Source organism: Aeromonas allosaccharophila, from assembly GCF_000819685.1.
Classification (GTDB): Bacteria; Pseudomonadota; Gammaproteobacteria; order Enterobacterales; family Aeromonadaceae; genus Aeromonas; species Aeromonas allosaccharophila.
On sequence record NZ_CDBR01000065.1, the window covers coordinates 1 to 11885 of the forward strand.

Genomic DNA, 11885 nt, shown 5'->3' on the forward strand with positions numbered 1-11885 from the left:
GAGGAGGCGCATATTACGCTTCTCACTTCGAAAGTCAAGCGATTGTTTTCGCTTTTCTTTCGGCGCCCACTTCGCAAGGAAGCTGGCTCATCAGTCCGGCGTGTTCCGCCGTGCTGGTAGGGGCGCATTATAGGGAGCGAGGCCGCGATGACAAGGCTTTTTTTGAAGAAAATCACGAAAATTTCAAATTATTCAATTAGAAACAGCTTATTCAGTGTATATATACAGTGTTATCCACAATCCGGTTATTTCACTCCCTTTTCAGCGTCATTTATGTCGCCTTCAGTGACCTTGGGAATGCCATACTGGAGCCGATAACCTCTCCCGAGTGGTCCATGGTAGCGCCAATCAGGAAAGCTGGTTACCATGGAGGTGAATATAGTGTTGCACCTTTTTTGCTTTCATTTACAAAAGGTCTTTTAAGATGAATTTATCCAAGTTTCCCGTCTATATGCAGGCCGCAATCCTTGCTCTGGTATTGGCAGTGGTTGGCTACCTGGTTGCCCAGGCCCTGCAGTTCTCTTTGAAAGCGGAAGTGATTTTTGCAGCAGGTCTGGCCATCGGCGGTTTCGTGGTACCGCTGTTCCTGAAGCGAACCCCGGCTAATGTCGCCGAGTCGATCGCCAATCAGGAGACTTGCACCTTATATGTAGGCAACCTGCCCTATCGCGCCAACGAGATTGCAGTGCGCGAATTGTTTGCCGAACAGGGCCAGGTCATTTCCGTGCGGTTGATGAAGGACAAGTCTACCGGCAAGCGCAGAGGTTTCGGTTTCGTGGAGATGCCCGCCGCCGATGCCGCCAAGGCGATTGCCGCGTTGAATGATAAAGAGTACCAGCAGCGCACCCTCAAGGTGCGTGAAGCGAATGACAAACGTGATAAAGAGGAAAGGGAAGGTAGCGAAGCTGACGCCTAACCGCTCGTCAGTACCTTACCTCTTCCAGTGATGACAGCCCCCATGCTTGCAAGGGGGCTGTCAGTTTTTGGGCCACCCAATCCAGTCGGGTACAGTAAGCCCTGGCAATCACCTCTTCTATATATACAGGCTGCACGGCGCCATGCCCGCCATTGCTCAGCAACCAGGCCACCCGTTTGGCAACGGCACTGCCCGAGTCGATCAGCTGGCATTGCGGCATCAGTTGCCCAATCTCTTCATTGAGTAGCGGGAAGTGAGTGCAACCGAGCACCAGCGTATCCGGCTTCTCTTCCCCCTCCAGCCAGTCGGCCAGCACTTCACGCAGTAACGCCATATTGACCGGTAAACCCGCCAGCTTGTGTTCGGCTTCTATTACCAGCTCGGTGGTGCCCTTGAGCAGCACCCGTTTGCCGGGAGCAAACTGGGCGATCAGTTCATGGGTATAGTCGCGACTCACCGTACCCGGCGTAGCCAGCAGACCGATGCAACCGTTGCGAGTCTGTGCGGCGGCGGGCTTGATGGCAGGCACCACCCCCACCACAGGAATATCCAGTGCCGCACGCAGGGCCGGCAGCGCTATGGTGCTGGCCGTGTTGCAGGCAATCACCACCAGATCGATATGATGACGGGCCACCATGGTGGTAACCAAACGGGTGCAGGCAGCAATCAGGGCGGGCTCGCTCAATTCACCATAGGGGAAGTTGGCATTGTCGAAGCAGTAGAAATAGTTGTGTGCCGGCAGAACGCGGCGGATCTCGCGATAGATGGTCAAGCCACCCATACCGGAATCAAACACGAGAATATTGGCCACTTGACCTCCCCTTTGGTGCAAGGCGGCGATCATACTCCCGCCTGTGCCCAATAGAAAAGGCCCCGCATATGGCAGGGCCTCGGTTTTCTCCTTAAAACGACAGAGCGCTTTAACCTTAAAAACGATAGTCTGCGGTCACCTTGGCTTCGGCTCCTGGCGCAGCGTAGCCATACGCCCCCTCATAGTTACGATCGAAGAGGTTATCGATTCTCCCCCCGAGGGTCAGGGCGTTGGTCGCCGGATAGGTCGCCGCCAGATTGAACACGGTATAAGAAGGTAACTGTTTAGTTGCCCCCAGATCGGTCCGTTCCCCGGTATAAAGGATCTCGCCAGACCACAGAACGGAGCCAAGACTGACTTCAGTAATCAAGCTGCCTTTATGCTTGGCCACCCGGTCCAACTGGCGATCTTGCTTGCTTCTATCCTGAGCGCGGGTGTAATCGTAACTCACCTTGTGGTGGAACGGCCCGGTGTCCAATCCAATGGCTAGCTCAACACCTCCCAGTCGCACCTCTCCGATGTTGTAAGGGCGATAGTCTGGACCGTAGTCGATCATTTCATTGATGTCGTTGCGATAAAGATTCGTTGACCAATCCCAGGCGCTATAGCGGCCGGATAAGCCCAGCTCAATATTCTTGCTCTCTTCTGGCTTGAGATAATCGCTTTTTGGGGAGTATGGAGAGTAAAGATCCATAAAGGTCGGTGCTTTGAACGCCGTTCCATAGCTCAGTCGCAGATGATGATTCTCATCGACATCCAAACCGCTGGCTGCAGACCAGGTGTTGTGGCGACCGTATTGCTCGTTGTCATCGGTCCTGCCGGAAAGCTCAAACAGGAACGGATTCCAGCCATAACTCCCTACCATAAAGAGCCCTGTATTATCACGGTCAGGCGCAGTAAATGATTGACCACTCGAACGGGAATCAGACTTCAGCTGTTCCCGCTGCCAGTCGGCCCCCCCCGTGATATTTGCCCCTTTAATTAGGTTCCAGTTATTGACCCAAGAGAGGCGCGTCAAGCCAGTGTGAATCGGCTCGCCGCTAGATTCGCCCTTGTTATCAAGCCAGGTTTTTAGCTTGTTTTCGCCATAGCTAGCTTCCAGGCGACTAGAGATACTATCGCTTTTGAACAGCACTCCGCCATCAAGCTGGGCAGCCTGATTCCGATTCATATCGCTATAGTCACCGTCACTCTCGGTGATGTTATTAAAACCCTGAGCGTTAAAATCAGCGCTCCAGGCATCACTAAAGCTGTGGTTCAGGCCAACCTGACCGTTCAAACCGGCAAAGCCATCGCGATCTGGCTGCAGCGACGTCCAGCCATCTTGTGCCCGAACGTCGTAACCATCGGTACGCTCATAGCCGATCATCATATTCATATCGGTCTGCTGGCCGAGTGCCTGCACGGTTCTCAGCTCCCCAAGCCCATAACCATGTGATCCAACACCGCCTTTAACGTGAGTCTCGTTGCCATTTTTTGCCGACGTTTTGGTGATGAGGTTGATAACACCACTGATGGCGTCAGAGCCATAGATGGCGGCTCGAGGCCCGCGGATATATTCAACACGCTCGATATTGCCTAGCGGAATCTGGCTAAGGTCATTACTACCGGTTACCAGAGTGGGGACCGGGCGGCCATTTACCAGCAGCAGGGAGTGCTTGTTTTTGGCCCCCCTGATGTAAAGGCTGCTTTGATGACCTCTCCCGCCCAGCGTTGTAACCTGGACACCCGGCAGGGTTTTTAGCAGATCCGGCAAATTGTCTATCTGGCGGGCTTCAATCTCGGCGCGATCAATCACTACCACGGGAGCCAGCACCGAGCTGACCGGTTGCTCCACGCGATTGGCAGTGATCACCAGAGTTGGATTGATGGGGATGGTGGTTTGGGCAAACGCCGCCGTCGGCAACAGGGCAGCCGCCAGAAATTTCTTCGACATGAGAGATCCTTAAGTTCGCGTAAGTATCTACTTCGTGGCCGGTTTCTCTCGGCCCGAAATACGAACTCTGGCAGGTCTTCGGGCTCGGGGGCTGATAGCCTACGGCGACGGCTTCCCGCCTGACGGCAGTGCCCTGATGTCGCTTCGTTCCCCCTTACCGCTGCGCGCCAGCTCCGGATTCTCACCGGATTCCCTATTAAGCATGATGCGCCAAAGCGGGAGGATTATAGGCAGAGCCAAGCTGGATGTATAGCCATCCAGATTTCTATTTATTGCCAGCCAGCGCCGCCAGCCGCTGCTGGGCCCCCTCCATCACCGCCTGCACCCCTGGATGGGAGAGATGGCGCCCCGCCGAGACCAGATAGTAAGAGAGGCTCACTTCGGTCAGGGTTGCAATCCGTTCCACCCCGTAGAGACGGCCAATTTCGTCAGCCATTGCCAGCGGCGCCGGGAAGATCCCCATCCCCGCCTTGCCGAACGACTTCATCAGGGTGGAGTCATCAAACTGCCCCACCAGATGAGGATGAATGCCCTGCTGGCGATACCACTCCAGCAGCCGATCGTGGGTGGCCGATTTCTCTCCGGGGATCAGCAGCGGCAACCCCTCTAACGAGGCGGGAAAGCCATCCCGCGCCCGCGCCGCCAGCTCGGGGCTGGCAAACAGCGCCAGCGGGCTGCGTCCCAGCTCGTGGTTGTAGCCGCGCACACCGCTGTCGGGAGGAAGCGGGCGATCGATCAGCACCATGTCCAGCTTGTGGCGGGCCAGCTCGCTGAACAGCTGCTCGGCCCGCTCTTCGTGACACACCAACCGCAGCGGGGTCGCCAGCGCCATGGCGGGAGCCAGCAGCTCGAACGCCAGGGTGCGAGGTACCGAATCGGCGATCCCCACCTGCATGGTCAACTCCTGACTGGCGTGGCGCAGGGTGTGCTCCAGCTCGGCGCCGAGCGAGAAAATCGCCCCTGCCTGCTCCTGCGCCTGCCGTCCGGCGGCGGTCAGTACCAGACGCCGCCCCACCCGGTTGAACAGCGCCACCCCGAGGGAGAGCTCCAGCTCGGCCACCTGACCACTGATGGTCTGCGGCGTGAGGTGCAGCTGTTCGGCGGCCTGCGTCACGCTACCACTGCGCGCCACATGCCAGAAGTAGTAGAGCTGTTTGTAGTTGAGCATGCCGTTCCCTATCAGTTTTTTCCGAACAACCATCAGCGAGAATCTGATTTTATCGAAACATTGCGGGCTCTAGCATGCAACCATTATCTGAACTGCCCTGCGAACCATCATGCTGGACGTTGTTGTTCTTTTCTTTCTGTTTGGTCTGCTGGCCGGTCTGGTACGCTCCGAGCTCAAGCTGCCGCCTGCCCTCTACGACACCCTCTCCCTCTTTCTGCTGCTGGCCATCGGCCTCAAGGGCGGCGTCGGTCTGGCCCAGCAATCCTTGCTGCCCCTGCTGCCGCAACTGGCGCTGGTGATCCTGCTCGGTGTGCTGCAAACCCTGCTCGGCTTTGCCGTGCTGCGCCTCAAGATGAACCGGGTCGATGCCGCCGCCACTGCCGCCCACTACGGATCGGTCAGCGTTGCCACCTTCGCGGTCGGGGTGAACTGGCTCACCGAACGGGGCATCAGCTTTGAATCCCAGCTCTCCATCTTCCTCGCGGTGATGGAGATCCCGGCCATTCTGGTGGGCATAGTGCTGGCCCGCGGCATCAGCCGCGAGACCCGCTGGCGCATGCTGGCCCACGAGACCTTCCTCGGCAAAGGGGTGACCCTGCTGCTGGGCGGCATGGCCATCGGCTATCTGGCCGGACCGGATGGGATTGCCCCGCTCAAACCGCTGTTTGTCGACCTGTTCAAGGGGGCGCTGGCGCTGTTCCTGCTGGAGATGGGCCTCATCGTCGCCCGCCAGTGTCAGGACTTGCGCAAGCATGGCTTCTTCTTGCTCGGCTTTGCGCTGTTGATGCCGCTCGCCTCGGCGGGACTGGGATTGGTAGCTGGCCAGCTGATGGGGCTCTCCCTCGGCGGCCTGACCCTGCTGGCGACTCTGGCGGCCAGCGCCTCCTATATTGCTGTGCCGGCCACCCTGCGCATCGCCGTGCCTCAGGCCAACCCGGGGTTGTCCCTCAGCGCCGTGCTGGGGATCACCTTCCCGTTCAACATCATGCTGGGGATCCCGCTCTACCACAGCTGGGCCCGCCACTTCACGGAGTAGCCACATGCAGACCGAGAGCCGCACCCTGCTGACCGTCATCACGGAAGCCAATCTGGAACCCACCCTGCTGCGCACCCTCACCCGCGAGGGACTGCGCGGCTACACCATCACGGATGCCCGCGGACGAGGCGATCACGGCGAGCGCAACGCCAGCTGGAGCGAGAGCGGCAACATCCGGCTGGAGGCGATCTGCAGCCGGGAGCAGGCGGAACGGTTGCTGGCCCACCTGCAGAGTCGCTACTACCCCGACTACGCCATGATCGCCTTTCTGCAACCGGTCGAAATCGTGCGACCCGAGAAATTCTGAGCCGGCTTGCCAGATCTTTTTGTTTACCGAAAGCAAACGTTTAACAACAAGGATTCAGAGAAAATGAACACCCCTCCCCTGATCGGTCTGGTAATGGGCTCCGACTCCGACTGGCCCGTGCTGCAGGCTGCCGCCCGTATCATCAAGGAACACGGCGTGCCCTACGAGGCTAGGGTGGTCTCGGCCCATCGCACCCCGGATCTGCTGTTCGAGTATGCCGCCACTGCCCGCGAGCGCGGCCTGCGCGCCATCATCGCCGGGGCCGGTGGCGCCGCCCATCTGCCGGGCATGGTCGCCGCCAAGACCACATTGCCGGTGCTGGGGGTGCCCATCCCCTCCCGCCATCTCAAGGGGATGGACTCCCTGCTCTCTATCGTACAGATGCCCAAGGGGGTACCGGTCGCCACCTTCGCCATCGGTGAAGCGGGGGCCGCCAACGCCGCCCTGTTTGCGGTCTCCCTGCTCTCGGTCGCGCGGGATGACGACGCCCCCCGCTACCGGCAGCAACTCGACGATTTCCGCACCCACGAGCGCGACCGGGTACTGGCGCTGCAACTGGAGGAACCGACATGATAGTGCCCCCCGCCACCCTCGGCATGCTCGGCGGCGGTCAGCTTGGCCGCTACTTCGTGATGGCCGCCCACCGTCTCGGCTACAAGGTGGTGGTACTGGACCCCGATCCCGCCAGCATCGCCGGTGCCGCCGCCGATCACCATATTGTCGCCCCCTATGACGACACCGCCGCCCTGCACGAGCTGGCCAGCCGTTGCGCCGCCGTCAGCTGCGAGTTCGAAAATGTGCCCGCCGCCACCCTGGCCCTGCTGGAAAAACAAAAACCGGTGCGGCCAGCCGCCAGTGCGGTGCGCATCTGTCAGGACCGCCGCGAGGAGAAAACCTTTCTGCGCGGGGCCAACATCCCGATCGCCCCCTATCTGGCGCTATTGCCGGAAGAGCCCATCCCCGCACAGGCCAGCGAACTCTTCCCCGCCATCCTCAAGACTGCCCGCGAAGGGTACGACGGCAAGGGACAGTGGCAGGTGAGCAATCTGGATGAGCTGGCGACGGCGCTGGCAGCCAGTGCTGTGCCCTGCGTGCTGGAGCAACGGCTGGCGCTGGAGGGGGAATTTGCCCTGACCCTGGCCCGCAGCCCGAGCGGCGCCATCAGCGCCCTGCCGCTGGTGCAGAACTGGCACAGCGGCGGCATTCTCGATCAGACCCGCTCCCCGGCCAATGTGCCGGCACTGGAGAGCAAGGCCAAAGCGATCGCCGAGCGGCTGATCGCAGCCCTCGATTACGTCGGGGTGCTGACGGTGGAGTTCTTTCTGGTGAAGGGACGACTGCTGGTCAACGAGCTGGCGCCCCGCCCCCACAACTCGGGCCACCCCAGCCTCGACAATGCCGCATGCAGCCAGTTCGAGCTGCAGGTGCGCGCCCTGTGCGATCTGCCGCTGCCAGAGCAGATCGCCGTGCGGCCCGCCCTGTTAATCAACCTGCTGGGTGATCTCTGGCAGAACGGCACGCCCGACTGGGCTTCCCTGCTGGCGCTGCCCGGCCTGCATCTGCACCTCTACGGCAAGGGCGAACCCCGCCCCGGCCGCAAGATGGGCCATATCACGGTAACCGGCGACGACTGGCCAATGGTGGAGGAGACCTGCCGTCAGGCCCGCCAGCTGCTGGGGCTAGCGCCACGCTGATCGACCATCCGAAATACAGAGACCCGGGCATGGCCCGGGTCTCTGTTTTTGCTTGCTGTGGCTGGGAGCCTTGTCAGGCCCGCTCCACCGCTACCGGCGCCGGCAGGCGGATGGTGAGGGAGAGCACCAGCGCCACCACCAACAACACCAGGATCAGGTTGAAGGTCGCCATAAAACCGCCAAACAGGGAGGCCACGATGGAGCCGATGATGCTGCCCAGACCAAAGCCCAGATAGATGACGCCGTAGTTCTTGGTCAGGTTGTTGAGACCGAAGAAGTCGCTAACCAGCGAGGGGTAGACGGTGATGGTGCCGCCGAAGCTGAACGCCACACAGGCCACCGCCACGAAGAACAGGTTGGCGTTGAGCGGCACGAACAGCAGCAGCACCATGCCCGCCAGGGTAATCAGCTGGGCGATGGTGATGACCCGGATGCGGGACATCTTGTCGGAGAGGATACCCAGCACCAGACGACCACCCAGGTTGGCCATGGCGATGATGGCGACGGCGTTGGCGGCCACCACAGCAGGCAGACCCACCATGTTTTCGCCGATATCCTTGGCCACGCCGATAACGTAGAGGCCGCTCATGCAGGCGGTGAGGAACATCAGCGCCAGCATCCAGTACTGCGGCTTGCGCATCGCCTCGGCCAGGGTGAAGTCACGGCTCTCGCTCTGTTGCAAAGAGGCGGCCTGCTTGGGCGCATCCTTCATCAGCATGCCGCCCACCAGCACCATGGACATGGCGATCAGCCCCCACAGCTGGAAGGTGGTCTCAAGGCCGGAGCTGGAGAGCAGCAGCAGGTTGATGTATTTGAAACCGAGACTGCCGAGACCATAGGCCCCGATGGAGCAGGCGGAGATGAGCCCCTTGCGCTCCGGGAACCACTTCACGCAGTTGGAGAGGGTCATCAGGTAGCCGGTACCGTCGGCAAAACCGACCAGAATGCCCGCGCAGAGGTAGAGCATGGCCAGATTGCTGGCGTGGGCAGTGAGGAAGAAGCCGATGCCGAGCAGCACGCCAGCCCCCAGGGTCACGTTGCGCACCCCGAACCGCTCCTGCAGCTTGCCCGCCATGGAGGAGGCGACCGCCAGCGAGAGGCTGAGCAGGCCGAAGGCGAAGGCCACCTGACTCACCGGCTCGTCCAGCTTGTCGGAGAGCTGGGCGTTGAACAGACTCCAGGTGTAGACAGAACCCAGTGCGAACTGGGTGATGATGGTACCGATCAGTGTCAGGTACCGGGTGCGATTCATCTCTTTGGTCATGATGCGTCTCGGTCGATGGCCTTCAGGAAATTGAGGCCACTATAGGCAAGACGCAGCTCGCGCCGATCGATTAAGGCATGAAATGCAGATCGGCGGGAATGAATGACAATCAGAGCCGCATCAGCTGACGGAACGCCTTGATGTTGCTGCGACTGACCGGCACCTCGAACGGCAGATCATGGAGCCGGATGAGATAGGTGCTGTTGAACCAGGGGACAATTTCGCGGATCTTGTTGATGTTGACGCAGTAGGAGCGGTGGCAGCGGAAGAACCCCTCGGCAGGCAAGCGGCTGACAAACTCGCTGATGGTCATGGTCATCACGTAGCGGTCATCGCGGGTATAGACATAGGTGAGCTTCTCGTCGGCTTCCGCGTAGTAGATCTGCTCGCAAGGGGTGACGATGATGCGCTCCCCCTTCACCAGATTGACGGTGCGATTGTGCGGACTGCCCCCCTCGCCGCTCGCCTCCGTGGTGACTGGCTGCGACTTGCCCGCATGCTCGAGCTTTTGCAGCAGATTGATGATGCGCGGTTCGTTATAAGGCTTGAGGATATAGTCGAACGCCTCCAGCTCGAACGCCTCCACCGCAAACTCCTTGTAGGCGGTGACGAAGACGATGTGGGGCGGATGGCTCGACTTGTGCAGGTTCTTGGCCAGCAGCAAACCATCGATGGAGGGGATCTGGATATCGAGGAAGACCACATCCACCTCGTGATCCTGCAGGTATTTGAACGCCTCCAACCCATCCTCGAAACTCGCCACTATCTCGATCTGGCTGTGCTGGTTCACCAGATAGATCAGCTCCTCGCGGGCCAGATATTCATCTTCCACTATGATGGCTTTCAGCATGGCATTGCCCCCTGAAGGAGCACAGTTGAGGCCAGCGCCTCCCGTATCAAACATTCGTCTTCCACAATGATCGCTTTCAGCATGACAACACCTCTCGCGGCACACACTTATCCTCAACCATGATGGCACTCAGCATGGCATTGCCTCCTGATCCGGCAGATAGAAACTCACTTCGGTACCCGGCTCCAGCCGCTTGAGGTGCAGGCCGTCGCCATAGAGCAGCTTGACCCGCTGATGCACGTTCATCAGGCCAATGCTGCGGCTCTCCACCCGACCGGCGGCGACCCCGTCGATCACCGCCTGGCTGATGCCGTAACCTGTGTCCCGTACCGCTACCCGGATGCCACCTGCCAGTTGCTTCACCTCGATGGTGACCCGACCCGGCGCACTGCGAGGCTGGATGCCGTGCAGGATGGCGTTTTCCACCAGCGGCTGCAACAGCAGGCTCGGCACCTGAATGTGGACATCGTCTACCTCGAACACCACCTCCAGCTTGTCGCCGAAGCGGGCCTGTTCGATGGCCACGTAGTCGCGCACCTGCTGCAGCTCCTCCTGAATGTCGATTAGCTCATCCCCCTTGTTGAGGTTGTAGCGCAGGTAATCCGCCAGATTGGCGATGAGCTGGCGCGCCTGCTGGGGTCGGATGCGGATCAGCGACGAGATGGCGTTGAGGGCATTGAACAGGAAGTGCGGGTTGATCTTGCTCTGCAACGCGGTGAACTCCGCCTTGCGGGTCATCTCTTTGAGTTGCTCGATGCGCGACACCTCCATCTGGGTGGAGATGAGCTGGGAGAGACCCACCGCCATCTCCCGCAGCGAGCTGGTGATGCTGTGAGTGCGGCGGTAGTAGATCTTGAGGGTGCCGCTGACCGCGCCGTTTTCCCGCAGCGGAATAATGATGACCGAGTGGAAATCGGAGAGGTGATACTGACGCAGATCGTTGTTGATGATGATCTGGTCGAGCAGCACCGCCTGCTGGGTCATGCCGCTGATGGCGTGGTGCTCGTCCAGCTCGTAATAGTCCTTGCCCACCCCGACATAGGCCAGCACGTCATGGGTATCGGTGATGGCCACCGCATCGGCGCTGATGTCGCGCCGGATCACATCGCACACCTGACTGAGGGAGTGGCGATCGATGTTCTGGAAGAAGGGCAGTGTCTTGTTGGCGATATCGAGCGCCAGCTTGGCTTGCTTGGCGGCAATCAGCTCCTTTTCGTCATCCAGATCCTGCACCAGCTTGATGATGAGGCCGATGCAGAGCGCCCCGGCGATCATCGGATAGGCGATGTGGCTGACGATCTCCACCCCCACCTCATGGGGTTCGGTCAACAGCCAGATCAGCAGCATGGTCAGCCCTTCGCACAGCATCCCCGCCAGAATGCCGTAAAGCCAGAGCCGCGACTTGCGGCAGCGCAGGTGCAGCCAGGTGGCGAGCAGACCAGCGATGATGCTGGCGATGAGGCAAGGAATGGAGGTGTGGCCATCCATGTCGATGAGGTAGCGGTGCAGGCCGGAGATAACCCCGGCCGGAATGCCGACCCAGGGGCCGAACAGGATGCCGCCGGAGATGATGGCGATGATCCGCACGTTGATCAGCGCCCCCTCCACCGGAATGCCGGTATAGGTACTGAACACCGCAAACAGGCAGAAGATGGAGGCCACCAGCACCAGCTCGGCCGGGGTGTGATCCCGCTTCTGAAACAGCCGCTGGAACGGCCGGGTGCGGGTCAGAAAGAAGAGGGTCATCAGCATCAGCGCCGCCCGTTCGAACACCGCCAACAACATCATCTCTGTCAGCAAAATTGACGTCTCTCCTGAATAAAAGGTGAAAAGTGGCATCTTAACCTTAATGACCAAAGTGAAACGGTTCCATTCAGACCGCGTCGATTTGGGAAACATAGAT

The 11885-nt window shown here is 59.9% G+C and carries 12 protein-coding genes and 1 riboswitch; of the genes, 6 read left to right on the forward strand and 6 right to left on the reverse strand.

Annotated features, from left to right (window positions below):
* Both BN1115_RS22670 and BN1115_RS12290 read left to right on the forward strand, forming a co-directional pair.
* Positions 1-200, forward strand: a 200-nt coding sequence (locus BN1115_RS22670) for a hypothetical protein (protein WP_042657371.1), incomplete at its 5' end; no start/stop codon positions are given.
* Between the two features lie 224 nt (positions 201-424).
* The gene (locus tag BN1115_RS12290) at positions 425-916 is read left to right on the forward strand and encodes an RNA recognition motif domain-containing protein (protein WP_042657372.1); all 492 of its coding nucleotides are present in this window, start codon (positions 425-427) and stop codon (positions 914-916) included.
* Between the two features lie 7 nt (positions 917-923).
* Here BN1115_RS12290 and murI read toward each other — a convergent pair whose 3' ends face one another.
* From murI to BN1115_RS12305, 3 genes are all read right to left on the reverse strand, one after another.
* Positions 924-1727, reverse strand: coding sequence for a glutamate racemase (gene murI, locus BN1115_RS12295; protein ID WP_042657380.1), 804 nt, complete (start codon positions 1725-1727; stop codon positions 924-926).
* Positions 1728-1842: 115 nt separating this feature from the next.
* Positions 1843-3663 (reverse strand): TonB-dependent receptor domain-containing protein, encoded by a 1821-nt coding sequence (locus BN1115_RS12300; protein ID WP_042657373.1) that lies wholly within the window; start codon positions 3661-3663, stop codon positions 1843-1845.
* Positions 3664-3715: 52 nt separating this feature from the next.
* Positions 3716-3893, reverse strand: a riboswitch (cobalamin riboswitch).
* Between the two features lie 35 nt (positions 3894-3928).
* Positions 3929-4831: a LysR family transcriptional regulator gene (locus BN1115_RS12305; RefSeq protein ID WP_042657374.1), complete on the reverse strand. Its 903-nt coding sequence runs from the start codon at positions 4829-4831 to the stop codon at positions 3929-3931.
* Between the two features lie 109 nt (positions 4832-4940).
* Here BN1115_RS12305 and BN1115_RS12310 point away from each other — a divergent pair, with 109 nt between their 5' ends.
* From BN1115_RS12310 to BN1115_RS12325, 4 genes are all read left to right on the forward strand, one after another.
* Positions 4941-5867: a sodium-dependent bicarbonate transport family permease gene (locus tag BN1115_RS12310; protein WP_042657375.1), complete on the forward strand. Its 927-nt coding sequence runs from the start codon at positions 4941-4943 to the stop codon at positions 5865-5867.
* 4 nt (positions 5868-5871) lie between these two features.
* Entirely contained in the window at positions 5872-6174 is a 303-nt protein-coding gene (locus tag BN1115_RS12315) for a P-II family nitrogen regulator (protein ID WP_042657376.1), read from the forward strand.
* Between the two features lie 63 nt (positions 6175-6237).
* A complete protein-coding gene (gene purE, locus BN1115_RS12320) occupies positions 6238-6747 on the forward strand; it encodes a 5-(carboxyamino)imidazole ribonucleotide mutase (protein ID WP_042657377.1) in 510 nt (169 codons plus the stop codon).
* Positions 6744-7868 carry a 5-(carboxyamino)imidazole ribonucleotide synthase gene (locus BN1115_RS12325; protein WP_042657378.1) on the forward strand — a complete coding sequence of 375 codons (1125 nt, stop codon included), beginning with the start codon at positions 6744-6746 and terminating at the stop codon, positions 7866-7868. Before purE ends, BN1115_RS12325 begins: the two co-directional genes overlap by 4 nt.
* 73 nt (positions 7869-7941) lie before the next feature.
* On the opposite strand, the gene BN1115_RS12330 is transcribed toward BN1115_RS12325, so the two are convergent.
* The 3 genes from BN1115_RS12330 to BN1115_RS12340 form a co-directional block, all read right to left on the reverse strand.
* Positions 7942-9132: an L-lactate MFS transporter gene (locus tag BN1115_RS12330; RefSeq protein WP_042063549.1), complete on the reverse strand. Its 1191-nt coding sequence runs from the start codon at positions 9130-9132 to the stop codon at positions 7942-7944.
* A 109-nt stretch (positions 9133-9241) separates the two neighbouring features.
* Positions 9242-9982 carry a LytR/AlgR family response regulator transcription factor gene (locus BN1115_RS12335; RefSeq protein ID WP_042657379.1) on the reverse strand — a complete coding sequence of 247 codons (741 nt, stop codon included), beginning with the start codon at positions 9980-9982 and terminating at the stop codon, positions 9242-9244.
* Positions 9983-10111: 129 nt separating this feature from the next.
* Positions 10112-11785, reverse strand: a complete 1674-nt coding sequence (locus BN1115_RS12340; protein ID WP_042657381.1) for a sensor histidine kinase — start codon at positions 11783-11785, stop codon at positions 10112-10114.
* Positions 11786-11885 lie beyond the last annotated feature (100 nt).